Origin of the sequence: Pontibacter chinhatensis (assembly GCF_900113285.1) — a bacterium.
In the GTDB taxonomy this organism is placed as follows: domain Bacteria; phylum Bacteroidota; class Bacteroidia; order Cytophagales; family Hymenobacteraceae; genus Pontibacter; species Pontibacter chinhatensis.
In genome coordinates this window covers 16,012-41,360 of sequence record NZ_FOOT01000011.1, presented here as the reverse complement: position 1 = coordinate 41,360, position 25,349 = coordinate 16,012, and the positions used below count along the sequence as shown (strand labels likewise).

Annotated in this window: 25 protein-coding genes; 20 read left to right on the top strand and 5 right to left on the bottom strand. The window is 44.6% G+C overall.

Annotated elements, in window-relative coordinates; all coding sequences use genetic code 11:
• The first annotated feature begins 572 nt into the window (after positions 1–572).
• From BM040_RS19840 to BM040_RS21870, 6 genes are all read left to right on the top strand, one after another.
• Entirely contained in the window at positions 573–1,844 is a 1,272-nt protein-coding gene (locus BM040_RS19840; protein WP_092105230.1) for a hypothetical protein, read from the top strand.
• A 218-nt stretch (positions 1,845–2,062) separates the two neighbouring features.
• The gene (locus BM040_RS19835) at positions 2,063–3,064 is read left to right on the top strand and encodes an ATP-grasp domain-containing protein (RefSeq protein WP_092105228.1); all 1,002 of its coding nucleotides are present in this window, start codon (positions 2,063–2,065) and stop codon (positions 3,062–3,064) included.
• Between the two features lie 123 nt (positions 3,065–3,187).
• Positions 3,188–4,168 (top strand): hypothetical protein, encoded by a 981-nt coding sequence (locus tag BM040_RS19830; protein WP_092105226.1) that lies wholly within the window; start codon positions 3,188–3,190, stop codon positions 4,166–4,168.
• A 68-nt stretch (positions 4,169–4,236) separates the two neighbouring features.
• Positions 4,237–6,465, top strand: coding sequence for a peptidase domain-containing ABC transporter (locus BM040_RS19825; protein ID WP_092105224.1), 2,229 nt, complete (start codon positions 4,237–4,239; stop codon positions 6,463–6,465).
• Positions 6,458–7,756, top strand: coding sequence for an HlyD family secretion protein (locus tag BM040_RS19820; RefSeq protein WP_092105222.1), 1,299 nt, complete (start codon positions 6,458–6,460; stop codon positions 7,754–7,756). The genes BM040_RS19825 and BM040_RS19820 overlap by 8 nt, the downstream gene beginning before the upstream one ends.
• Positions 7,757–8,303: 547 nt before the next feature.
• The gene (locus BM040_RS21870) at positions 8,304–8,453 is read left to right on the top strand and encodes a hypothetical protein (RefSeq protein ID WP_175491137.1); all 150 of its coding nucleotides are present in this window, start codon (positions 8,304–8,306) and stop codon (positions 8,451–8,453) included.
• Between the two features lie 870 nt (positions 8,454–9,323).
• Here BM040_RS21870 and BM040_RS19815 read toward each other — a convergent pair.
• On the bottom strand, positions 9,324–9,791 hold the full coding sequence (locus tag BM040_RS19815; protein WP_092105272.1) for a JAB domain-containing protein: 468 nt from the start codon (positions 9,789–9,791) through the stop codon (positions 9,324–9,326).
• Between the two features lie 361 nt (positions 9,792–10,152).
• Here BM040_RS19815 and BM040_RS19810 point away from each other — a divergent pair, with 361 nt between their 5' ends.
• Positions 10,153–11,256, top strand: coding sequence for a Fic family protein (locus BM040_RS19810; RefSeq protein WP_092105220.1), 1,104 nt, complete (start codon positions 10,153–10,155; stop codon positions 11,254–11,256).
• A 35-nt stretch (positions 11,257–11,291) separates the two neighbouring features.
• Positions 11,292–11,849 carry a HipA domain-containing protein gene (locus BM040_RS19805; RefSeq protein WP_217646808.1) on the top strand — a complete coding sequence of 186 codons (558 nt, stop codon included), beginning with the start codon at positions 11,292–11,294 and terminating at the stop codon, positions 11,847–11,849.
• Positions 11,850–12,286: 437 nt separating this feature from the next.
• On the opposite strand, the gene BM040_RS22040 is transcribed toward BM040_RS19805, so the two are convergent.
• From BM040_RS22040 to BM040_RS22030, 4 genes are all read right to left on the bottom strand, one after another.
• The gene (locus BM040_RS22040; RefSeq protein ID WP_245756311.1) at positions 12,287–12,475 is read right to left on the bottom strand and encodes a HipA N-terminal domain-containing protein; all 189 of its coding nucleotides are present in this window, start codon (positions 12,473–12,475) and stop codon (positions 12,287–12,289) included.
• Positions 12,475–12,690, bottom strand: a complete 216-nt coding sequence (locus BM040_RS19795; protein ID WP_092105218.1) for a helix-turn-helix transcriptional regulator — start codon at positions 12,688–12,690, stop codon at positions 12,475–12,477. Before BM040_RS19795 ends, BM040_RS22040 begins: the two co-directional genes overlap by 1 nt.
• Positions 12,691–13,049: 359 nt before the next feature.
• Positions 13,050–13,820 carry a tyrosine-type recombinase/integrase gene (locus tag BM040_RS22035; protein WP_245756310.1) on the bottom strand — a complete coding sequence of 257 codons (771 nt, stop codon included), beginning with the start codon at positions 13,818–13,820 and terminating at the stop codon, positions 13,050–13,052.
• Between the two features lie 7 nt (positions 13,821–13,827).
• The gene (locus tag BM040_RS22030) at positions 13,828–14,361 is read right to left on the bottom strand and encodes an Arm DNA-binding domain-containing protein (RefSeq protein ID WP_245756309.1); all 534 of its coding nucleotides are present in this window, start codon (positions 14,359–14,361) and stop codon (positions 13,828–13,830) included.
• 1,109 nt (positions 14,362–15,470) lie between these two features.
• On the opposite strand from BM040_RS22030, the gene ureA reads away from it, so the two are divergent.
• The 12 genes from ureA (at position 15,471) to BM040_RS19730 (ending at position 25,056) form a co-directional block, all read left to right on the top strand.
• A complete protein-coding gene (gene ureA, locus BM040_RS19785) occupies positions 15,471–15,776 on the top strand; it encodes an urease subunit gamma (protein ID WP_092105216.1) in 306 nt (101 codons plus the stop codon).
• Between the two features lie 32 nt (positions 15,777–15,808).
• On the top strand, positions 15,809–16,207 hold the full coding sequence (ureB, locus tag BM040_RS19780) for an urease subunit beta (RefSeq protein WP_092105214.1): 399 nt from the start codon (positions 15,809–15,811) through the stop codon (positions 16,205–16,207).
• A gap of 25 nt (positions 16,208–16,232) precedes the next feature.
• Complete coding sequence (gene ureC / locus BM040_RS19775) at positions 16,233–18,068, top strand: urease subunit alpha (protein ID WP_092105212.1); 1,836 nt, start codon at positions 16,233–16,235, stop codon at positions 18,066–18,068.
• A 58-nt stretch (positions 18,069–18,126) separates the two neighbouring features.
• Positions 18,127–18,606 carry an urease accessory protein UreE gene (locus BM040_RS19770; protein ID WP_175491136.1) on the top strand — a complete coding sequence of 160 codons (480 nt, stop codon included), beginning with the start codon at positions 18,127–18,129 and terminating at the stop codon, positions 18,604–18,606.
• 8 nt (positions 18,607–18,614) lie between these two features.
• Positions 18,615–19,301 (top strand): urease accessory protein UreF, encoded by a 687-nt coding sequence (locus tag BM040_RS19765; RefSeq protein WP_092105210.1) that lies wholly within the window; start codon positions 18,615–18,617, stop codon positions 19,299–19,301.
• Between the two features lie 29 nt (positions 19,302–19,330).
• Complete coding sequence (gene ureG, locus BM040_RS19760) at positions 19,331–19,957, top strand: urease accessory protein UreG (protein WP_092105208.1); 627 nt, start codon at positions 19,331–19,333, stop codon at positions 19,955–19,957.
• Complete coding sequence (locus BM040_RS19755) at positions 19,950–20,966, top strand: urease accessory protein UreD (RefSeq protein ID WP_092105206.1); 1,017 nt, start codon at positions 19,950–19,952, stop codon at positions 20,964–20,966. The genes ureG and BM040_RS19755 overlap by 8 nt, the downstream gene beginning before the upstream one ends.
• 24 nt (positions 20,967–20,990) lie before the next feature.
• On the top strand, positions 20,991–21,335 hold the full coding sequence (locus BM040_RS19750; protein ID WP_092105204.1) for a hydrogenase maturation nickel metallochaperone HypA/HybF: 345 nt from the start codon (positions 20,991–20,993) through the stop codon (positions 21,333–21,335).
• 24 nt (positions 21,336–21,359) lie between these two features.
• Positions 21,360–22,076: a hydrogenase nickel incorporation protein HypB gene (hypB, locus tag BM040_RS19745; RefSeq protein ID WP_092105202.1), complete on the top strand. Its 717-nt coding sequence runs from the start codon at positions 21,360–21,362 to the stop codon at positions 22,074–22,076.
• A gap of 177 nt (positions 22,077–22,253) precedes the next feature.
• Positions 22,254–23,288 carry an ABC transporter substrate-binding protein gene (locus BM040_RS19740; protein ID WP_175491135.1) on the top strand — a complete coding sequence of 345 codons (1,035 nt, stop codon included), beginning with the start codon at positions 22,254–22,256 and terminating at the stop codon, positions 23,286–23,288.
• Positions 23,285–24,292 (top strand): FecCD family ABC transporter permease, encoded by a 1,008-nt coding sequence (locus tag BM040_RS19735; protein ID WP_092105198.1) that lies wholly within the window; start codon positions 23,285–23,287, stop codon positions 24,290–24,292. Before BM040_RS19740 ends, BM040_RS19735 begins: the two co-directional genes overlap by 4 nt.
• Positions 24,289–25,056: an ABC transporter ATP-binding protein gene (locus BM040_RS19730; RefSeq protein ID WP_092105196.1), complete on the top strand. Its 768-nt coding sequence runs from the start codon at positions 24,289–24,291 to the stop codon at positions 25,054–25,056. Before BM040_RS19735 ends, BM040_RS19730 begins: the two co-directional genes overlap by 4 nt.
• Positions 25,057–25,349 lie beyond the last annotated feature (293 nt).

Sequence of the window (25,349 nt, the reverse complement as noted above, 5' to 3'; positions counted from 1 at the left end):
GCAAACATAGAAGGACGTACTACTACCAAGAAGATAAGAGTTTACACATCGGGTTTAAATAGCAGAAAGTGCCAGTAAATAGATAAGAACCATTAGGAGATGTTATAATTGAACCCAGGAGCATTTATGTCAAATTGAGAATCAGCTAATACTGTAGTTCAATAATTATCAGCGTCTTTTAAAGTGTACCTTTTACTATATACAAAGGCTCAGTTCATAATGACTGTCAAGTTAAATCTGCAGGTCCAAATATAGTGGCTTTTAGTTACATATATTGCTCGGGCGTTCCCAGTAATAACTACATTAGTTAATGCCGCGAGAGCCATAATATATTCAAATATGTTAAAGAGCCACTCAGATAGGTAACTAGATAGACATGTAATTACATAATGGTGTAAGCCGAACAACTTTGACTCTACCAAGCTTATGCGATTATGTAAAATTTTTCTGCTGGAGGGTAAAGTGTAACTATCATATTTGTTTATCAACTCTATGCGAATTTGTAGCTGGTTGATTAAAACGAGAATCTTTTATATCAAACGGGCTTTAGAAATGGCTCTTATTCCTCTGCTATGAAAACTTTTACCTTTGAACAAATTACAGAAATTAAAGACTATCAGTTTATAACTGACTCATCTGGCTTTATACTTGATCATGAAGGGAACTTGTATCAATTTTCAGGTAATAAAGTAGAACAAATTGTAACACCTGAAGATTTTTTAATTTCTGATTTTCATTTTATTACTGAAAGTCATGGAGCAATAATTGGAAATAGCAGAGTTGTTAAAGACGCTGTGCAGGAGGGGGCAATAGGCGATCATGTCTTTATATTATTTCTTGTGTTTGCTATACCCCTCATAAGTAAATTAAATTCCTTGGGAAGCAGAACACTGAAGCGTTTATCCTCTTTCATCGCAATTACTATAATGACCATTTCATGTAGTAATAATTGGCAGATGCACAAGACTATGGATACAAGCTCCCAATATGTGACAATTATTACCAGCAACCAGTTAAAGAATGGACAACATTATTATCCAGCCATTAAAGGACAAGCTTCCTATGTTTCTATAACTAATGACAATTGCAAAAGTTGGGTGACTTCAAAGGTGCCTACAAATTTTCACCTTAGTAATGTCACTGCTATAGGTGAAAATTTTATTTTGAGTTCCTATGCCAATAGTAAAGAAGGATCTATTCCAATACATGGAGATGGAGATATTTGGATTTATGGGAATGACACAACATATAATAAGGAACTAATTAAAAACTCTCCTGATAATCCATTAGTAATTTTTGCTCAGAGAGGTATTGAAGGACTCAAATACTTTCCAGAACATTCTCTGATTTTTGCATTCGGTACAGAAACCCAACCAGCATTCCCAAAGAATGAAGTTAACTCTACTAAAGGGAATATATATCAAATTCCTGTTAACCTTAAGCCTAAATATAAGATTATAGATGTTCCAGACACTGTTTCTGTTCGGTCACTTTCAATATCTGGCTCAGGTGACCTGTGGGTAACTCTTGATAACAAAAAACCTTATGTAAGCAAGGGGACTCTAAAGTACAAGATTCTTGATAGTAAAAGATTACTGCGTTTTCGTAACGGAAGCTGGGATGATATACACGTTAAGAATGTAAATGGTTTCGAACAAGTAGAATTTATACCCAATTCCAATATAGGTTATGTGCTGACTGAACAGGGGGAAATTTTCAAATCTCTGAATAATGGAGAAAGCTGGGAATTTTACAATCTGTCAGGAATTAGAAAAATTGCTACCATTAACAACTCAATTACTTTTCTTAAAGGGAAAAATACACTATTACTTTTGAGTAACTGAGAAGCAATTCATTGAACATTTCACCAATCAGCAACATAAAGGAGTCCAGAGAAACTCATCCAATTGAGCTGGAACAAACATTACATGATTACAATGCTTCCTGGTACAAATACATATAAAATACGGCAAATATAGAATTTACAGTAAGATAATTATTGCCGTAATAAATGTCTCTGAATGGTCTGCTGTTACAGGTCTCACTTTACTTAAGTTTTCAAATGATTGTTGTTCTAAGTTATAACGGCGATGTAGCTACTAATGAAGTTATGGACTGGCTACATTATTTTAGGTGTGATTATAAGCGGATCAACTTGTCAGATGAGGATTATAAAAAGATTTCTTTAGAAATTCACGATGATGAATGTAAACTGCAATTGCAGTTGCATAATGATGATATTTTAGATGTAAATGAAGTTAGCTTCTTTTTATATAGGGGAGGGCAATTTGTTTTTGATACCAAATCATGTTACAGCAAACAGTTACCCCATGCTATAGCTGCTGCTCATCAAAAGTACGAATTTGAAACTCTAACAAAGTTCTTTTATAAAGAGGTATCTAAAAAGTGTTTAGGAAACCCTCTGTATAATCCCTTGAATAAACTTGAACAGTTGAAACTTGCTGGTGAATTAGGAATTAAAGTACCAAACACATTTATAGGTAGTTCTAAATCACAGTTTTATAATAGTATATTAAAGGACCAACAAAGCTATATTACCAAATCAATACAAGAAAATATTCTTAATGGCAGTCAAAGCACTGGGTACGATTTGAAGGTAAATCAAGTTCATGCATCAGAATTGGAGGAATATTTTTTCCCTTCTCTTTTTCAAGAAAATTTAGAAAAATCTATTGAGATACGTTCATTTTATCTCAATGGCAAATTTTACTCCATTGGCATGCTTACTTCTGCTAATGAGACGTGTGATGTAGACTTTAGGAGTAGCATTGGTAATCTACGTTACTGTAAATATACCCTGCCCGATATGGTAGAAAATAAACTTCATCAACTAATGCTGAGCTTAGGGCTCAACACTGGTTCTATAGATCTTATTTTAACAAATAACGGGGAATATATATTCTTAGAAGTGAATCAGACGGGTCAGTTTGGATGGGTTTCAGACTTTGGTAATTACTATATTGAACGTGAAATAGCGCAATTTCTAACTAAAAAGGAAATAGAATATGCAAAATATAAAAGATGCAAAAGTAGAGCCTGTTAATTATAGATTCATCACATCTATAGATTTATCAAAATTTAAAAATGTTAATATTATCTGCAAATTTTATAATGATTCTGATTTTAGAATATCCCCTTATTATAAGCCTGTATTTTTCCTTAAGCCATGAAGTTGTATCCAAACTGTTTACCTGTAGTGGGTTATAAGAAGATTGCTTTTTATGATTTAGATAGACAAACCTTTTTGTCACTCCCTAAAGAGTATTTACTTAAGGATGAAGACTTCAATATAAAAATTTTAGATATAAAAAAGCTGACCCCGCAAGGTGTAGAAATACTTAGGAGTGAAGGGTTTATACTTGATGACCCATTAATCACTAGTAATGATTGTATTGCTTTAACAGATGATATTCAATGGTATTCACCAGCTTTAATAACGAATGCTTTTATAGAAGTAACTGAACAAAATGAGCTTGGTAACACAGGTCGTATGATAAGACTATTAGACTTTCTAGCGAATATATTGTGCAAACATATTGTGATACATATTAAATCAGAGTTAAGCTTACCATATCTGCAGACAGTTCTTTCTAAGATTGATTCAAATAATACCAATTCATTACAATTAATTCTCCATTATAATGATGAATACTTCTCTGATGCTTTTGGAGATTTAATTATAAATAACAGTAAAATACAATACGTAATTATTGAATCTAGCCCTTTCGAAAAGAATTACGAGGATAAGATCTTCTTTACCGAGGATAAGCTAAGATTGGGGAAGATTAGTAATGAAACGCAATTTAAAGCAAATATTAAGTTATATAGCGAATCACAAAACCATCATACTTATTTCAATAGAAAGCTCTTTATTGGTTCAAATGGAGAAATTAAAAATGCTCCAGAATGCGAAGAGGTTTTTGGAAATATACAGCAGGTTGATTCATTTGAACATTTTAAAGATATTCTAGAGAGTCCTGACTTTCAAAAGTATTGGTATGTACATAAAAATATATGCGAGATATGTTGTGATTGTGAATATAAACACATGTGTATTGATACTAGAATACCATATCGAAAAATGAACGGATTATGGTATCATTTAGAGAAATGTAATTACGATCCTTATAGTTCTTCATGGAATTAGAAAGATATTCTAATTAAAATATTTATAGTAACCTTCATTAATGTTGATTAAAATAGGGTATTTATAGTGTGAAAAAGTTTGTGTTTTATCACCAACAAGAGGCTAAAGATTGTGGCCCCAGTTGTCTTCGAATGGTAGCTAAATACTATGGGAAAGTTATCTCACTGGCAAAAATTAGAATTCTTTGTGAAACTACTCGAAAAGGTTCTAGTTTAGCAGGTATCAGCGAGGCAGCGGAGAAGCTTGGCTTCCACACCTTGGGAGTTGCACTTGATTACAAAAAATTTAGTCAGGAGGCACCACAACCTACAATTGTTCACTGGCAAGGTAACCACTTTGTGGTTGTGTACAAGATTACCGCAAAGAAGGTTTTTGTTGCTGATCCTGCTCATGGCCTTTTGACATATTCTCCACAAGAGTTTATTACAAGATGGATAGGGCCTAATTCTACAGAGAATACAGAAGAGGGTATTGCTCTTTTATTAGAGCCTACTGCTGAATTTACCCAGCAAGAAGAAGAAAAGGATGAGCATGAATATGGATATAGAATATTCAGGAATTATTTTAGACGTTATCGCGTTTTTTTTATTCAGCTGATTATAGGGCTCATAGCGGCAAGCTCGTTACAGTTGCTTTTTCCCTTCCTTACCCAGAGCATTGTAGATATAGGTATCAAAAACCAAGACTTAAGTTTCGTTTATCTAATCTTAGGGGCTCAGCTCTTTCTATTCTTTGGGCGTACAAGTGTAGAAGTCATTCGTAGCTGGATTGTTTTACACCTAAGCACGCGCATTAATATTTCACTTGTCTCAGACTTTTTCATAAAGCTGATGCGCTTACCTATTAATTACTTTGATACCCGTCTTTCCGGTGACATTTTGCAACGAATTAATGATCATCAGAGGATTGAGCAATTGCTTACAACATCTTCATTAAGTACTCTATTTTCGATGGTTAACCTGGTGGTATTTAGTATAGTACTGGCATGGTACCATCTTACAATTTTTCTAATCTTTATTATTGCTGTTAGTTGCTATTTTGCCTGGATTGTTCTTTTTCTGAAAAAAAGAAAAGATCTAGATTATAAAAGGTTCTCACAGATAAGCACAGAACAGAGCAAGGTTATAGAAATGATAGGTGGCATGCAAGAAATAAAACTACATAATGCTGAGCGCCAAAAACGTTGGGGATGGGAGTATCTTCAAGCTAGGCTATTTCGGCTAGAGATTAAAAGCTTAAGGTTAGAACAAGCTCAAACGGTAGGTTCGAGCTTCATTAATGAACTCAAAAATATTTTAATTACCGCTTTTGCCGCAACTTTAGTTATTAAAGGACAACTCACATTAGGTATGATGTTAGCTGTTTCATACATTTTAGGACAGTTAAATGGACCTATACTCCAACTAGTGAGTTTTACGCATTCATTACAAGACGCTCGCATTGCTTTAGAGAGGCTATCAGAAATACATAATAAGGAAGATGAGGAACCGGATAACCTAGCGAAAGTACATCACATAGATGAAAAAGCAGATATGGTTATAGATCAACTGGAGTTCCGCTACACAGGATCAGCCGAACCTATCATACGAAACATATCTTTTACTATACCCGCACAAAAAGTTACTGCTATTGTCGGCGCAAGTGGTAGTGGAAAAACCACACTTCTAAAGCTACTCCTCAAGTTCTATGATCCAGATAGTGGAAGTATAGCTCTAGGAAATACAAACCTTGCTACCATTAGTCAACATGCCTGGCGTTCTGAATTTGGTGTAGTTATGCAGGAAGGCTATATTTTCAATGACACGATAGCTGGGAATATTGCATTGGGTGAAGATGAAGTAGATTACTCAAGGTTATTATGGGCTGCAGATGTTGCTAGTATTAGAGAATTTATAGAAAGCTTGCCTCAAAGTTATAATACTAAAATAGGTGTTGAAGGCATGGGAATCAGTACGGGTCAAAAGCAACGCTTGTTAATTGCTAGGGCAGTTTATAAAAATCCTAACTTTTTATTTTTTGATGAGGCTACCTCTGCTCTTGATGCACGCAATGAGCGTATTATAATGGAAAACTTGCAGGAATTCTATAAGGGGAAAACAGCAGTAATTATTGCACACAGACTTTCTACTGTTAAGAATGCAGATCAAATTGTTGTATTAAACAGTGGTGAAATCACCGAAATCGGTAATCATAAAACTTTGATAGCATCAAAGGGAGCGTATTACAATCTAGTTAAGAACCAATTAGATCTAGAGGAGTTAAAAGTTGAAGTTATTGAAGACGCGCCTTATGCCTGATAAGAACCCCCCTATTAAACTTCGATCTGAAGAAATACAAGATATCTTGTCAACTGTACCTCATTGGATGATTCGCTGGGGTAATACTTTTATACTTACAGTACTTTTTGGAATTCTATTTTTATCGTGGATAATAAAGTATCCTGATACTATAACTGGAGAGGTTGTCTTTACAACTCAGAAAGAACCTATATACCTATATGGTAAAACAAGTGGGAATTTATCAAGGCTATATGTTAAGGAGGGGGAGTGGGTTAACAGAGGTCAATTACTCTCTGAAATTATTAGTACGGTTCAAAAGAATCAAATAGATTATTTGCAAAAGAAGCTTAATGAAATTAATAGTTATTTGAAAGGAGAGATAACTAATATTGAATTTGAACCTAATGAACCTTCTTTTGGTGAGTTACAGAGCAATTACAATATATTAAAAGAGAATGTTAAAGATTTAATGCAACTGAAATCTAGATACCATCAAGCTGAAGTTGAGCAGTTAAAATCTAATATTAATAAATATAGCCGCTTAGAAGTTATACTTAAAGAAAAGCTGGTAATTGCTAAAAGAGAATTAGCTAATATGGAAAGCATTTTCACGATAGATAGGCACTTACATGCAGAAAAGGTGATATCTTCGAATGAATTAGTGGAAAAAGAGAGTAATCTTAATGATAAACTAATGGTTGTACAAAATCTTAAGCAAGATATAGTACACAATGAGTTGGCCATGGCAGAAACAAGAAGGCTACTTGAAGAAAAACTTTATCTGCAAAAAGAATCAGAAAGGAAAATTAGAGAAAGTATAGTAGCAGAAAAGAAGATCGCAGAAAGTTTTATACTAAACTGGAGACAGAATTATGCCCTTGCCTCCCCTTCCGAGGGAGAAGTAGTCTTTTTGGAAAGTATTTCTGAAGGATATTATATACGGCCTGATAAACCAATAATGGCAATTATACCTCAGGTATCGGAAGTAATGGCAAAGGTTAAAGTGTCCTCTTCTAAGTATGGGAAGATAAAAGAGAGCCAAAAAGTCATACTTGAACTGGATAATTATCCCTTTCAAGAGTACGGCCGTTTATATGGGATAATATCAAAAACAAGTTATATTCCTCTAGAGAATAAGTATGAACTTATCGTTACTCTACCTAATAAGCTTAAAACTTCATACGGAAAGACTCTTGAATACAAGCCAAATATGATCGGTAAGGCAGAAGTTGTAGTTGAAGAACAGCGTCTGATTGAAAAACTCTTATACTCTTTTCGCGATTTAATGAAGAGAGACCCTATCAAGTAAGATGTAAGTAGGGGATATATTCTTCACTTAAATATCTAAAACTGATGAACGGCTAGAGATGGATCATTACGAGCCATCAGTAAGAAAATGTTATAAACTAATAGTATTTGTGCTAAAACCCAAGACAAGTATTATGAGAAACCTTAGTGAGTCTGAATGCATAACTATTTGACTTCATTGAGTAGTGGATAATAGAGTTTAACTATTGTTCCTTAACTACTTTTTACAATAATTTTATCGGACAATATAGTGTTAGCATCATTAAACATTGCCGAACGCGTCCCTAATTTAACGCTTGAACGAAGTGCTAAGCTGACAGGTGAATTTGAACCTCCTGCTAGCTTTGGACCTGCTAGGTTATTCTGTAACAATTATGTTCTTTGGGTACAAAGCTTTATATATTATAAGTTAATTTTTTTTCTTGGGTCCAAATATAGTGGAGTTTAGTTATATATCTTGCTTGAGCATTACCACTGATGGCCACAGTAGTTTATGCCGCGAAAGCCGAAAAGCGTATGAGTAAGCATTAAAAACTTAATGAGAAATCATGAAAAAATTTAAAGAAAACCAACTGAAAAGCTTAGACAAAGTAGTAGGTGGCAGCGAAGTAGTAATTACTATTTCAGGTGTACTTGATGGAGTAAAAAAGAACACTGATTTTAAAATAGAGAAGCCTTCTGAGCTTGAGCAAGCTTAGTAGGAAATATCTGTAAAAGATAATACTTGATTTAAGGCAGTGGCATTTCTTAAACTAAAGTTTGAGATTGTGCCACTGCTTTTGTATTAAAAGCAGTTAAATTGCCAGTTTTTTGTGCAAATGCTCAATCTAGAATAATGCATTTTATGCCAGGTTTTTAATTTAATGCATTGCTTCATTTGAACCTGACATATTCGATATGAATTGTAAGTTTTATGTAGAATAACTTTACCAAAAGCTCAGCAAAACTAACCACTCAGAAAATTGTCATAATTCTTACTTCAAATAAGATGGTATTTCTACGGGGACAGATGCAGTAGTACTGCCAGATTTGAGTATCCAACATGATCTAATACCTTATCCCATCATAATTTTAATAATAAAAGAACTCTCTTTAGGCAAAGCAGAAGTAGTTATCAATAAAAAAAGCAATCAGTACCATACCTCTCATCTCACGAAGGCACTCTGCCATTGCCCTCTCTATTGTAGTGTATCCCTGCTCATTCAGTCTTAGTCTCTAATGTCTGCAGTTTTTATCATCTGCAGCTGCCCTGCTAAAACTTAAAACTTTTCTCGCCATATTCCGCCTTTCAAATCAAGCCTTTTAGTGCCACCTGTAACTAGGTTTTTTTATCTCCTCCCATAGCTTATTTGTCAACTTAATTTCTAAATAACAACTTTACATCAAATCAATTTCCTTTTTTTGATGGCTTCTAGCGTCATAAAAAGCAGGTTTTCCATGCACCCTCAAACTCCCTCTAGATTCTGCTATAAAATAACAGATACATTACCTCTAGGAGGATTAGACTGCTTACAAACGTATTTTGTCTTGACAGCTGACGCTACAAGTTTTAATTAGCAGACGAGGGGCTACAGGAGCCCCTCGTCTGCCAGGGAGTAATAGCCCTCGCTGGTGAGGATGAGGTGGTCTAGGACGGCGATGTCGAGCAGCTCGCCCCCCGCCTTTATCTTTTTGGTCAGCTGCAGGTCGGCCTGGCTGGGTTTGAGGTTGCCCGAGGGGTGGTTGTGGGCGAGGATGACGGCCGAGGCGCAGGCCTTGAGGGCGGCCACGAAGACGAGCTTGGGGTCTGCCACGGTGCCCGCCACGCCGCCGGTGGAGAGCTCGTAGACGCCCAGCACCCGGTTGGCTCTATTGAGCAGCAGCACCTTGAACTGCTCGACAAACTCGAGCTTGCTTTTGTAACAGCCCTCTTGGAGCACCTTATAGGAATCAGCCGAGCAGGTGACCTGCGGGCGCTCACTGGGCTTGACGCGGTTGCGGTAGGAGAGCTTGACTTCGGCTACTCTGGGGAGGGCGGATTTCGATGTCTTTTCCATAATCATTTGGTTTTAGAGTGAGGAAATGGATTATGGTGCCCCGTGAGCCTTCGGCGCCGGACTAAAGGCAAGGTGGAGCCAAAGAAAATGCGGAGGGTCCGCCACGAGGCGGATACCCATTTTGTTTGGACGACCTTGGCGCAGCGCACCTGTGTCCGGACCGCAAGGCTACCTTTGTGCCGGAATGAATGACGATGGACTTTTGTGTTGGAGTGGGCCTAAGGAGGCTTTCTACCTTCCCCTTGCTATTGGTAAGCTGACATGGAATCTACTCCTTTGAAAAACTTGATGAGCCGATTACTTAGGTTATTCGGCTCATGTATTAATTGTATTTGAGCCGAATGTGTGTTATATTCGGCTCATGATCTACAATTGGCAACAACCCGACTGGCCTGAATTCAGGTATGATGTAAGGGAGGTGGAAGATATGCTCTTTGAGTTCGCAGAGCTGACGGGCCATGTCAGTGGGGTGCTGAAGGCTCTGCCCGAGGCTATTCGGTTAGAAGCTGTGTTGGACATGATGGTGGCCGAGGCCATCAAGACGTCGGAGATAGAAGGCGAGTACCTCAGCCGGCGGGATGTTGTGTCCTCTATCCGCAATCATCTCGGTCTTAACCAGCCCCCTGAGGCCACAAAAGATAAAATGGCGCAGGGGGCGGGTGAGCTGATGGCCGATGCACGGAGAACCTATGCTGATGCCCTGACAGCAGAAAAGCTCTTCCACTGGCACACGATGCTTTTGAGGGAACAGAAGCGCATTCTGGTCGGTGCGTGGCGCAGCCATGAGGAACCGATGCAGGTTGTCTCGGGCGCTCTTGGCAAGGAAAGAGTGCATTTTGAGGCGCCTCCTTCTTCCCGCATACCGGATGAGATGAGTCGGTTCATTCAGTGGTTCAACCAGACTGCGCCGGGGGGAAGCAGAGCGATTAGGAAAGCCCCCATCCGCTCGGCAGTTGCCCATTTATACTTTGAGACCCTGCACCCCTTTGAGGATGGCAATGGGAGAATAGGGCGTGCCCTGGCAGAAAAGGCCTTGTCGCAGACCCTGGGCCGGCCGGTGTTGCTTAGCCTTTCCAGGACGATAGAGGCAGATAAGAAGACGTATTACCAGGCCCTGGAGCAGGCCCAGAAGAGCAATGACATTACGGCCTGGGTTATCTACTTTGTCCGCGTCATCCTGGAGGCACAGCGAGAGGCCATCTGTCTTGTCGATTTTATTCTGAAGAAAGCCAGGTTCTTTGACAGGTTCCAGGACGTACTGAATGAACGGCAACTAAAGGTGATAAGGAGGATGCTTGACGCAGGACCCGAGGGTTTTGAGGGAGGCATGAACGCCAGGAAGTACGTGGCTCTTACCAAAGCCTCCAAGGCTACTGCCACAAGGGATTTGCAGCATCTTCTGGAGTTAGGGGCGTTTATCCAGGAAGGGGGCGGCCGGAGTACCCGCTACCTTTTGCATATTTAAGTCAAACAGGTAGCTAGCCCCCGTACGGCTTTTGAATCAAACTAAAACTAATACTCCTGCTGAAGAAAAACCAGCTGCGCCTTACCAAGCAGGGAGAACATGGCCAGTATATTCTCAAGCCGATTCCGCGTGACGTGAGGCTCCCGGAACAGGTGCCGGCCAACGAGCACCTGACCATGCAGATCGCCCGTCAGGTATACAAGCTACAGGTGGCGGAGAATGTCATTGTCTTCTTCCGGAACGGAGAACCGGCCTACATTACGAAACGCTTTGATCTGAAGCCTGATGGGATGCGGCATGGGCAGGAGGATCTGGCCTCCCTTGCCGGCCGGACGAAGCACACGGCCGGCAGTGATTTCATATATGAGGGAAGTTACAAGGAGATAGCCGGGATTATTAAAGCAACCGTACCCGCCTTCCGGGTGGAACTGGAAAAGCTGTTCTCTCTGATCGTGTTTAACTACCTCTTCTCGAATGGCGATGCGCACCTGAAGAATTTCTCCCTGATCGATACAGCCTACTGTGACTATGTGCTAAGCCCTGCGTACGACCTGATTTGCACCCGCCTACATGTGATACGTACTTTGCCCTGAAAGGCAGGCTTTTCTCGGATGACTATGAAACGGAGAGCTTTCGCGCCAATGGGTTCTATGCCTATGACGACTTCTATGAGTTCGGGCTGAGGATTGGGCTGCTGCCAAAGCGTACGACAAAGATATTAGGATCTTTCCGGCAGGACCACGCCGCTGTACACCGGTTGATTGACCATTCCTTTCTGCGGGAGGATATGAAAGATGCATACAGAAAGTGCTACCTGGAACGCTTAATGATGCTCAACTACTCATTTGCTGGAAGAAGTGAGCCATGAAAAGGTTACCATTGGGAAAGTTCAAGATTTTTCCTCCTCATTTGCGGGTTTGATGGAGCGGCACCGATACAGTTCCTGCAGCAGGTGAGCAACAGCCTTTAGAATCCCACGGGTTTAGCTTCCAGTTCCGCTACACTCTATCTAGCGACCATCCTTCTGGGATTAGTCTGTCAAAAAAGGGAACATTATCCTGTTGGTAAAGAGCGCTTCCTGCAATGGCAGCGTGAGGCTGACCGGTTCTGGTGCAGTTGACTGCAGGTAGGAGGGGATATACACAAAATGATAGCCTTTTTTGTCCCAGGTGAGCCAGCCTGCTGTTTTGTTATGGATGTTTATCTTCGCCTTCCGCATCAGGTATCTGTATTCATATTATAGGTCATCGGTACAGGTCCAACTTGGTGCCCGAAGAGCTGCAACACTTGATTCACCTTATCCAGACGAAGGGTCTCTTTTCCCTGCTCCAGATCCCTTATAAACCTGAGGCCAACTCCCGCCTTTACTGCCAACTCCGGTTGTGTCAGGTTCGCTTGCTTGCGCCTTTCCTTTACAAATTCATTTAACTGCATGGCTTATACCTTATCGGGTATAAAAATAGCTAGTGTGTTATTATTTATACCCGATAAGGTATAGGAACTTGTTGATCTATGGAAGCTTAACAGGCTATTGTTTGAGGTTAATGGAACAACGTGTGCTTTTTGATTATAACTAGTAGCTTATCTTTTTACAAAAGAAGACCTCCTTCCTCTCACAAAGTTGTAGAAGTGTTAGGCTCTGCATTTATCTTTGAAGCTGAATGGCATACGGTCAGCGCCCGTCATTCATGTTCACTATTTCTAAATGTTCATTATGTGTGAACGCTTATAAATAGTGAACACCTTTAATAAGGTAAAGAGTAAGCTATTCAAATGGTACCAGGTTCAATAGTTCAGGTTTCCAAAGCAAGCTCTTCAAAGGCCGTCAATTTTGAGATTACCTGCCGTTTGGCATCCGTCTCGAAGCTGTCCAGATAGTTCTGGGTGGTCTTCTCGTCGGCATGCCCCAAAGATTCTGAAATAAAGGAGGTGGAAACCCCTGCTCGCTTCAGTACAGTGGAGAAAGAATGCCTAGCCGTGTAGGTCGTAACTTTCTTTTCAATGCCGACAGCCTCCGCGATGCGGGCCATGTACGTGTTGATGTTCTTGATAGCCTGTTTAATATTAGCCTGCTCCTGTTCCGCTGTTAGTCCAGACCTCAGGATAGGGAAGACATAGCTGTCCGATTTGCTGGGTTTATTGCCCCATTTGGTGATGATCTCCAAGGCTTGTGGAGATAGAATGGCTACAATCGCCCTGGATTGGTGGCGGTTCGAGTGTTCGGTTTTGGCTCTTGTGAAGGTGACGGTATCCTTATCTATTTGCCGGTATTGAAGCCTGGCAATATCCTTGACATTGATCCCATTGCAGAGATAGGAAAAGATCCAAAGGTCCCGGCAGCGGGCTTCGCTCTCACTGGTAGGGGTATAGGAGAATATTTTTGCTATTTCTGCCATGGAAAGTGCTTTCTTCACGTTCACGCCTGATGGTATCTGGTATTTTCGCTTTCCAAACGGGTACAGCTCTGCACTGACATCACCAGCTGCAATAGCGTCATTGAAAAGTGTCCGTAGCGTCCGAAGGTACATGCCGACCGTGGTGATGGAGCGGCCACCTTTGCGCATCCATTTCTCATAGTCTTTCAGTAACTGGACAGTTATTTGGGTGAAAGGGAGGGGCTGGTACTGTGCCCCTCCCTTTCATGAGGGCGGCTATTTTCTTCTTTGTGGTGCCTTTGATCTTCGTGAAGGGAGCCCCGTGCACGAAGCACCAGAGCGAATTGCGGGCGCTTTCGAAAAAATTAGCATTGCCCAGCCTTCCTTCTTCTTTCAGGCGTGCAATCGCTTCTTCATAGGACGAGAAAGCCTCATGTTTAGACGAGTTTTTGAGCAGCCTTCTATCCAACTCATTGAAACTGAAATGCGGAAGCTTTTGGATGATCTGGTTTATCTTGTGCTCTGCCGCCTGGAGTTTGAGCTTATCCTCCTTTAAAAATTTGCCTGGCTTGGCAGACATCAGCTTTTCGAAATCCTCCGGGGTAAAGCTGAACTTGGTGGGATAGTACTTTTGCTTACGCTGGAAAGTTACTCTTAACTTGACTGGATAAGTGCCATCTTTTAGTGCACGTCGGGTATCCAGAATGATGGAAGTGACAATGCTTTGCATGAGCGTATGACTACTAAAATGGGGTATTTATTTGCATACAAGTTGCATACAAATTATGTAAAAAGCAATGATGTAGTAAAATTGATTTTAGTTAAAATTTATGTAAATATCTGATAATCAATAAAAAATAAAAAATGTAAAAATATATAAAATAGGACTTTTTCGACTCATAATCAGTAGGTGGCTGGTTCGATTCCAGCTGGGCCCACTGAAAATCAAGCACTTACGAGATGAAACTTGTAAGTGCTTTTTTCATTTCTATCCATCTCGATTAGATAAAAGCTAACCCTCACACCATCCCGGTAATACCTAAAACATGTAAAGTATAGCCTAGTAATCCTTTAAAGGGTGGCTGCTACAATCGCTTCTGAAATTCTCTACAGTGTGTTTGCGGTATGCTAGGCTGCTATACTTCGTCCTCCCATAGAAATCAGTCACCCGGCTATAGTATTCCCCAAATCTAGCCCATGTTGTTGCCCTACAAGCAGTCTCATATAACAGCCTGCAGTTAATGAAAATCGACCTGCAAATTCGGGAGTCAGAGGGGAAGGAAATTAAAAAAAGTTAAAAAGCATCTAACTTTAGTATTATTCGGAGCGTAATATCTCAGCATGAGGAGGTTACAAACCTTTTGTATAAGGATGGCAGCAAGAGCACCTGCACTTCCAGCCGCATAGCCAGTACCTTCCCTAAATCTTTGACTTAACAGGTATGTCCTTTTTACATAGGACAGGTACGCATGGCCGGCCTCAGGGTCACCCTTAGGAAGCTTCTGCGTGATGGCTAAGGTTAAGGAAATCTTCCTTGGCAAATGAGCGCATAGCACTACGGCTGGCTGATATTGATTTCGGAGTTACTGCATTAAAGCGAGGAAAGTATGTGCGGAAGGTCTACAAGTATACTCCAGTTTAATTTAGGTTCAAGCCCCCTCGGGCTGCCCGCTGTAAGCACCCAACATGCCCCTCTATACCTTGGAGGTGTCGGGGTAAATTTCACCTCAAGCTATCTTTCCTACACACGCAAGCCCACGTATTCCACCACCCATCTCATCAACGAATACCGATCAATTTCAGGCTCTTCATTTATCATCCATAATTACGACTACATGTATGCATTTAAATCCGGTAGAACATGAAAAACTGATGCTTCACCTTGCAGGAGAACTCGCTGCAAAAAGACTTAAAAGAGGTGTAAAGCTTAATCACCCCGAGTCCATTGCTTACATCTGTGGCATTTTAATGGAGGAGGCCCGGGATGGCAAAAAGTCCGTTGCGGAGCTTATGAAGTACGGCGCCCAGCTCCTGAAGAAAGACCAGGTAATGGAGGGCGTAGCCGATATGATACATTTTGTGCAGATAGAAGTGACCTTTCCGGATGGGGTGAAACTGATCACTGTCGATAATCCGATTCGCTAACTAACACAAAGCACATCTAAAGTACTAACGATATGAGACCAGGTGAATACATACTAAAGAAAGGGGATGTAAAGGCAAATGAGGGACGCAAAATAGTGCGTTTAGCTGTGGCAAATACCGGAGACCGTCCTATACAGGTGGGTTCACATTACCATTTTTTCGAAGCCAACAAGGCGCTCGATTTCGACCGGGCGGCTTCTGTAGGCATGCGGCTTAACATTCCGGCTGGCACTGCCGTGCGCTTTGAGCCTGGGGAGAAGAAAAATGTCTTTCTGGTGGAGTTTGGAGGTAATAAACTGATACATGGTTTTAATAATCTGACCGAAGGCGATGTGTCGAAGAAGGATGTAAAAGATAAAGCACTGGAAAATGCCAGAAAGCAAGGCTTTAAGGGCGCAGGAGCTACCGGAACATCCAGGAAAAGGAAATAAGTAAAAACCATTTAATCAGGAAACCATGTCAAACTGGAACAGACGCGAATGGATGAAAGTGGTGGGGCTTTCTACTGCCGGGCTTTCATTGCTAGGCTTCGACGCATTGGGGAGCGACTCTTCTTCGGTGAAGTATATAGATGGGGAATTATACATACCGCGCGACCGCTATGCCGCCCTGTTTGGGCCGACCACAGGCGATAAGGTACGGTTAGCCGACACAGAACTTTTCATCGAGATTGAAAAAGACTTCACTGTATATGGGGAAGAAAACAAGTTCGGGGGTGGCAAGACAATCCGCGACGGCATGGGACAGTCTGCCAGGGCCACCCAGGACGAAGTGCTGGACCTGGTTTTGGTGAACGCCATTATCCTGGACCATTGGGGTATTGTGAAAGCGGATATCGGCATCAAAAACGGCAAGATTGTGGGCATTGGCAAGGCCGGCAACCCGGATACCCAGCAGGGGGTAACAAAGGGGATGATCATAGGACCGGCTACGGAAGTGCAGGCCTGTGAAAACACTATCGTCACCGCAGGAGTTGTGGATACACACATCCACTTCATCGTGCCGGATCAGATAGAGGTAGCGCTTTACAGTGGCGTTACCACGTTGATAGGCGGTGGTACCGGGCCATCCGACGGTACCCTGGCCACCACGGTAACACCAGGCAAGTGGTGGATAGAGCGCATGTTGGAGGCCTCAGAAGCGACCCCTATGAACCTTGGCTTTACAGGCAGAGGCAACACCTCTTCCTTTAAGGCGGCGGCTGAACCCGTTGAGGCTGGCGCACTTGGCTTAAAGCTCCACGAAGACTGGGGTTCCACACCATCAGCTATTGATATAGCCTTGCAGGTGGCCGACAAGTATGACGTGCAGGTGGCGCTTCACGCTGACACGCTGAACGAAGCAGGTTTTCTGGAAGATACAGTGAAGGCTATTAATGGCCGGATAATCCATTCTTATCACACGGAGGGTGCTGGTGGCGGCCACGCGCCGGACATCATCAAAATTGCCATGTACCCGAACGTACTGCCTGCATCCACCAACCCGACCAAGCCCTATACCGTCAACACGGCGGATGAGCACCTGGACATGCTCATGGCGGTGCACCACCTGGACAAGAGCATCCCGGAAGACGTGGCCTTTGCCGAATCCCGCATCCGCCCTACCACCATCGCTGCCGAGGATATCCTGCAGGACATGGGCGTTCTTAGCATCATGTCGTCCGATAGCCAGGCCATGGGCCGAATCGCGGAGACTGTACTGCGGACCTGGCAAACGGCTCATAAAATGAAGCTGCAGCGAGGTCCGCTACCGGAGGATAAAGGCAAGGACAACGACAACTACCGTGCGAAGCGCTATGTAGCTAAGTATACCATCAACCCTGCCAAAACCCATGGCATAGGCGAGTATGTGGGCTCGGTAGAGGTAGGCAAATACGCTGATTTGGTGGTGTGGACCCCTGGCTTGTTTGGTGTGAAACCAGAGGTGGTTTTTAAAAATGGAATGGCCGTGGGAGCCCGTATGGGTGACCCGAACGGAGCCATCTCCCTGCCCCAGCCTGTTATTTACCGCCGGATGTATGGTTCTATTGGCAAGGCAGCAAATAGGAACGGGTTCAACTTTGTTTCCGCCATCTCGCTTGAGAATGGCAACATCAATCGCTTGGGGCTGGCTAAGGGTTGCTTGCCCGTAAAAGGCTGCCGAAAAGTCACCAAGAAAGACATGGTCCATAACACCGCTACCCCTAAACTGGAGGTAAACCCGGAAACGTTTGTGGTAACGGCTGATGGACAGGTGCTGACTTGCGAGCCCTTAAAGGTGTTGCCCATGGCACAGCGTTACTTCTTGTTTTAATCAGTTAAACATGTGCTCCCGGCAAGGTTATACTTTGCCCGGGAGCACGTTTACAAATATGCTATTAGTAGAAAAGGTGCTAGGTAACCTGTCTGACACCACCACTGACAGCCTGGGGCTGGATTACCTGGACCTGGATTGGTTTGACACAGGCAAATCCATACTTCGGAAACGAACACGGGCTGGTCAGGAAGTAGGCATCCGAAAGGATACCACCCCGCTGGAGGATGGCGATATCCTTTATATGGATGCGGAGCGGGCGATTGTGGTCAACATACTTCCGTGTGAGTGCATTGTGTTTAAGCCTACTACTTTCAAAGGTATGGGAACCGTGTGCTTCGAGATCGGAAACAAACACATCCCCATCTTCATCAACGAAGCGGCAGAGGTGCTGGTGGAGTTCGAATACCCGTTGTACCGGTTGCTGGAGCGCGCTGGTTACGAGCCGCGGCGGGAGGTACGCAAGCTCTTGAAAACACACGCACTGCGGGTGCGCCGGCACGAGAGCAACTACAGCAGAAAAATAACCCTAAAGTAAATACGCCTATGCAGCCCTTGTTAACCTTGCTCCAAATTAACGACTCGATGTTTCCCATTGGAAGCTTCACCCAATCCTATGGCCTGGAGTCTTACGTGAGCCAGGGCATTGTGAAGGATACGCCTTCGGCAACTGTTTACGCGAAAAACATGCTGCGCCATAGCATTTACTACAATGACGCCGCTTTCCTGCAGATGACCTGGAAGCTACTGGAGGAGAAAAAACCAGCCCGGGAGTTTCAGAAACTGGATGAGTTCATCACTGTGATTAAAGGACCTGCCGAGATTCGGATGGCTAGCAAGAAACTCGCTATTCGCTTCCTGAAGCTGACGCAGACGCTGCACCCGGTCAAGCGCTGCACCAACTACCTGAAAAGTATTCAGGAAGGAAAGCTGCATGGGCACTATGCAATTGCCTTTGCCATGTTTGCACACGCCCACGGCATCACTTTAAAGGAGAGCTTATATGCCTTGTACTATAACATGCTGAACGGCATTGTGACTAACTGCGCCAAGCTGGTGCCCATCAGCCAGAACGATGCGCAGAAGATCCTTTTTGATTTGCAGCCGACCATACAGCAACTGGTGGAGGAGCAGGAAAGCCTGGATGAGGACATGGTGGGGCTGTGTTGCATTGGGCAGGACATTCGGTGCATGCAGCACGAGAAGCAATATACAAGACTATACATTTCCTAAAGAAACAGCACAACCTAACCAGATACCTTATGCCGAAGAAACATGTGAGAATAGGGGTAGCAGGGCCGGTAGGCTCTGGAAAGACAGCCTTGATAGAAAGGCTGACGCGCAAAATGGGGGAGGAGTACAGCATCTGCGTCGTGACCAACGACATCTATACCCGGGAGGACGCAGATTTTCTGATAAAGAATTCCAGTCTGCCTGCCGACCGGATCATAGGGGTGGAGACAGGCGGCTGTCCGCATACGGCTATCCGTGAGGATGCCTCCATGAACATCGAGGCGGTGGAAGAGCTGGTAGAGCGCCATCCGGATACAGAAATTGTTTTCATTGAGAGCGGCGGCGATAACCTCTCAGCTACCTACAGCCCGGACCTGGCCGATGTGACCATTTTTGTGATCGACGTGGCAGAGGGCGACAAGATGCCCCGCAAAGGCGGCCCGGGCATTACCCGCTCCGACCTGTTGATCATCAACAAGACTGACCTGGCCCCTTATGTGAATGCGGATTTGGGCGTAATGGATAGGGACTCGAAGAAAATGCGGGGCGATCGCCCCTACATCTTCACCAACCTTATGAAACTGGAGGGCCTTGATAAGGTGATCAACTGGATCAAAACGTATGCTTTGCTCGAAAGAAGGGAGGCGCATGTTTAAAAGTAGCATAAAGATTAGCGCAGAGCGGGAAGGGGAGCACACGTTGCTGAAAGAATGCGGCTATACTGCACCCTATAAAGTGATCCATTATGGTTCCCGGCATTTGCACGAGCACCTGGAGCTCATCATGATGAGCTCTTCTCCGGGTATTCTGGAGGGAGACGAGATCGATATCACGGTAGAGGTGCAGGAAGGGGCGCAACTGAAGTTTTTCACGCAATCGTTCGGCAAGCTCCACCCGATGGAAAAGGGCGCGACGCAAAGGACGCAGGTGCAGGTAAAGCAGGATGGTATCTACAAGTATATTCCCCATCCCATCATCCCTTTCGCCAAGTCTGATTTTAAGGTCTACAATGAGATTCACCTGGATGAAAGCGCCACATTGATTTGGGGAGACATCATTGGTTCGGGAAGGGTGCATTCGGGGGAGTCGTTTGAGTTTACACGCCTGCACAGTGTCACCAAAGTATACAGAGATAAAAAGCTTGTGCTGTTAGATAACCAGTTGCTGGAGCCCGGGCGTCAACCGCTTAATTCCATTCTGTTTTATGAGGAAGGTTATACGCATCAGGCTACCCTGATCTACGTTTCGCCATTTGCCGTGGAACTGAAGGAGGAACTCGATGAAATTCTGGCGACGCAGTATGAAGGGTTAACCTTCGGCTTTACGCAGCGTGGTTCTAACGTTGTAATGATCAGGGCGATGGGAGACCAGGGCGCCCTGCTATACGACTGGCTGAGTGCCATTGGACAACTATGCTGGCAGTTTACGAGGCATAAACAAGGGTTGGATGAAAGCGAGCCGGAGGAGGTGCATGTTGTTGAACCGACAGCAGCAGAGGCAATCCCGGTTGTTGAAAAACAGACGAAACGTTCCGGGGCAAAACGGGTGAAAAAGGAAGTGGCAGCAAACGGCGCGGCCAAGAAAGCTGCCGCCATGGATGAAGCACCAGTTGAAAGTGTATTGGAAGAGACACCTGCCGAAGCAATTGTAGTGATTGAAAAGTAAGGAGTAGCCCAAGCAAGCGAAGCCATGCACGAAGCGTCGATCGTCAGGAACGTTTTTGAAATGCTGCAGGAAGCTTATCCGGATAAGTATAAGCGGATAATAAAAGTACAGATTGAGGCGGGATTGCTGAGCAACATCCAGCCCATCCTCATACAGAACGCCTTCGAGGCGCTCATCGTGGAGGAGCCCACCCTGGCAAGTATAGAACTGGAAGTGCTGCTGCTGCCTATCATGGCACATTGCCATACTTGTGATAAAGATTTTGAAGTGAAGCGGCACAAGTTTGTGTGTGAATGCGGGACTCCCTCCAGGAATATTGTGCAGGGGGAAGAGCTACAGATCAGCCGGGTTGAGTTTTTAGAGAATTAACCACAGGACTTAAAGTATAACGATATGAGTACACCCTCCATTCCCAAGAGCAATCGAATGCCGGTGGGCTCGGTGCAGTGCGACAACACGACGCTGAACCTTTTGAAGGCCAACGACTTTGTGGCCAAGGCCATCCGCGAGAAGCTATCCGACGTGCTGGTCATCAACGTGTGCTCCTCGCCGGGCAGCGGCAAGACGACCCTGATGCAGGAGACGGGCAAGCGCCTGAGCGACAAGTTGAACCTGGCCGTGCTGGTGGGCGACCCGGAGACCGACCGCGACGCGGTCAGGATGAAGGAGGTGGGCATCAACGCCCTGCAGATCGTGACCGGGGGCATGTGCCACATTGAGGCGCAGATGATTCTGCAGGCGCTCGACCACATCGATTTGGCGGGCGTGGACCTGCTCTTCATCGAGAACGTGGGCAACCTGGTGTGCCCGGCCGCCTTCGACTTGGGCGAGGACATCCGCGTGACGGTGCTGGCCGCCACCGAGGGCGACGACAAACCAAAGAAATACCCGCGCATGTTCCTGACCAGCGAACTCATGGTAATTTCCAAAGCTGATCTGTTGCCCTACGTGCCCTTCTCCGTGGAGGCTGTTACGCAGGACGCGAGAGAGGTTAATCCAACCATCGAGGTAATGACTATCAGTAGTCTGAAGGGCGAGGGCCTGGACGAGTGGTGCAACTGGCTGCTGGAAAAGGTAGCAGAAAAGAAAGCCAGGTTGGCAACTACTTAATAGGGTACGACCGCCCTGTTACAAGTATAGCCAGGTATACTATAATTCTAAAAGCAGACCGATCCTTTAGTAACGCAAGGAACAGTCTGCCTTTTGGTATTCTATGATGTTGAACATGAACGACTGCTCCGTATGATGGTCTCAAAAGGAAGGATACAGCAATTTTGCGAAGTAAGTATGGCCATTTGGAGAAGTATGATGGTTGTTCGGTGGGTTATAGTCATCAGTGTCGGCTTACTTGTTCTAGGCGCTTGCCATCGTAAGAGTGGCGAAAGTACGGCAGCGGATGGCGCAATTGCAGTAACCGACATACGGGGAAAGGAGATACGCCTAAGCGAGCCGGCCCATCGCGTGGTGGTGCTATATCAGGGTGCGTTAGATGGCATGTACATGTTGCATGCGGAGCATTCCGTGGTGGGCATCCAGAACAACATCTATACGAATCCCGAGACCTTTAAGTATTTCAGTAGGCTGGACCCGCGCATTGCCAGAAAGGAGCTATCGGCGCCGGGGAACTGGGAGACTTCAGCCAACATCGAAAGTATACTGGCGCTTAAACCGGACCTGGTGATCATTGCCTCCGGGCAGACGGATGCCATTCGTTTGCTGGAGAGTTTAGGCATTCATGTGTTTGCCGTTTCGCCACAGAACAATGAGCAGTTGTTTAAGGAAATTGAAAACATCGGCAAGCTAACTGGTACCTATGAGCGGGCGAAGGAATTGCTGGCTTATACCCGCCACAAACTAAACGAGATACAGGAAGCCACTGAGCACATCGGGCAGAAGAAGTCGGTTTACTATGCCTGGTCGGGTGGCCGTATCTACTCCACATCGGGCCAGAACAGCCGCATGAGCGAGTGCTTCCGGCTGGCAGGCGTACGAAACGCCTGCACCTTCGCTGTGGATCAGCCCAACATCAACCCGGAAACGCTGATCTCCTGGGACCCGGACCTTATCCTGCTCTGGAACACAGACCCGCAGGAACTCTATAGCAAAAAGGAGCTTTCGGTGCTGAAAGCCGTCAGAAACAAGCAGGTGCATGTGCTGGAGCCGCCTTTTTTCTACGACCCCCATACCCTCAAGATCATGTATGCCGCCATCGAGCTGCATAATATCTGCTATGGCCAGAAAGAGAACTTCGACCTCGAAGAGAACCGAAGGGACATCATGACGAATCTGTATGGGGACAAAGCTGTAGCACTTCTTGAATGAGAAAATTCCTGACAGCCTTCCTGATCTACGGTCTGCCCTTACCGCTCCTGCTGTATTCCTTGACGGTTGGTCCGTCGCAAGGACTCCACTTTGCAGATTATTGGGATTGGGGCAGGGCTGCGCTGGCAGGCAATGTTGATGAAAGCTCTACAAAGCTGTTTATGATCAACAATATCATCGAGAACGTACGACTACCCCGGGTGTTGCTCACGTTCATCATCGGGGCTGGGCTGGCTTCCTCGGGAGGAGCCTTGCAGGGTATTTTTCGGAATCCGCTGGTAGATCCCTATGTGTTGGGCATCTCCTCGGGCTCTGCTTTTGGGGCTGCGCTGGCCATTGCGTTTCCCTTTATCAACATCAACCTGGCTGCTTTTGCGCTGGGTATAGTTTCCGTCATCCTAACGTACTCTTTCGCCTTCTCCAACAAAAGCGCCTCCATTGTTGCAGTTATACTTTCCGGGATGATTGTTTCGGGTATTTTCACGGCCTCCCTCACCGTCGTGCAGTATATCAGTGACCCTTACAAGCTGCAGGCCATCGTGCAGTGGACAATGGGCAACCTGCACCACGCCTCCTGGGACAAGCTTAACACCGCTGCCTTGCCGGTGGGAGCAGGAATAGGGGGAATGTGCCTGATGCGCTGGCGGCTTAATCTGCTGGCCTTAGGGGAGGAGGAGGCGAAAGCCGTTGGCGTGAACCCAACTGCCGATAAAGCCATACTGGTATGTCTGGCTACGCTCACCACCTCTACATCGGTGGCGGCGGCTGGTGTCATTAGCATGTATGGCTTGTTCATACCGCACCTCACGCGTATGCTGGTCGGGCCGGACAACCGGAGAGCCATGCCGGCAAACATATTTTTTGGCGGGTCTTTTCTGGTTATCATCGACAACTTCTCCCGCTCGCTGATGGAGTTTGAGATTCCGATCGGCATTTTCACGATGTTGCTGGGAGCACCCTTCTTTCTGTTTTTAATGAAGAAAAGCAAAATCAACTGGGTATGACAGAAGCAGCAATTGAAGTAAAAGGCCTCAGCTTCGGGTATGGCCAAACGCCGGTACTGGAAGAAGTAAGCGTGGCTTTCCCAGCCAACAGGTTCTCTGTTTTGCTTGGCCGCAACGGCAGCGGCAAGTCTACGCTCTTCAACATCGTGGCGGGTCTGCAAAAGTATAAGAAAGGCTCTGTGAAGTTGATGGGAAAGGAACGAAGCAACATGTCCTTCTCGGATTGCGCCCGTGTGCTGGGCTTTTTGCCGCAATTTCATAAGTCGGTATTTCCCTTTCAGGTGAAGGATGTCGTGCTGACGGGTAGGGCGGCTTTTTCCGTCTTCTCACCCGGTAAAAGCGACAGAGAAAAGGTGGTGCAGGCCATCGAAGAACTAGGGATCAGCCACCTGGCCGACAGGCCCTATACCGAACTCTCGGGTGGTGAGCAGCAACTGGTGATGATTGCGCGGGTGCTCGTGCAGCATCCCCGCATCATTCTGCTCGACGAACCCACCAACCACCTCGACGTTTATTACCAGACCTATGTGCTGGAGAAGCTCAAAAAACTAACGGAGAATAACCTGACAGTCATCGCCATCATGCACGACCCGAACATGGCTTTTCTGTATGCGGACCAGTGCTACTTCATGAAAAACCGGACGGTGGTTATGCCAAGTATAGAACCCGACAACCATGCCGACACCTTTCTGGAGTATGTATATGATGTGCGTTTTACCACAGTTATGGTGAACAATAAGTTGATGGTGGTTCCCAAAGTATAGCTGCAGTGAACGTGCTGTTTTAAAGTATAATATCTTCTTCGGCACATAACTGTAGCGCCAGTCCCAACTGCTGGAGGTAGCACAAAATTGCACATCACTGCCACATTCCTTGCTTCTAGCTGATCTGAAAAACTCGCCTGAAGCTCCCTCACTACATACTTGCTTTTATGAAGAGCTTTCGAAGCAGCATGTCTATACTTTCCTCTCCTTTTTTATAGCTCTGTAAAGTTGGCTAACCTTTCGATTTGATTGAGCTGTATCATTGTGGACCTAGCCTGCATCCATAAGTAAGC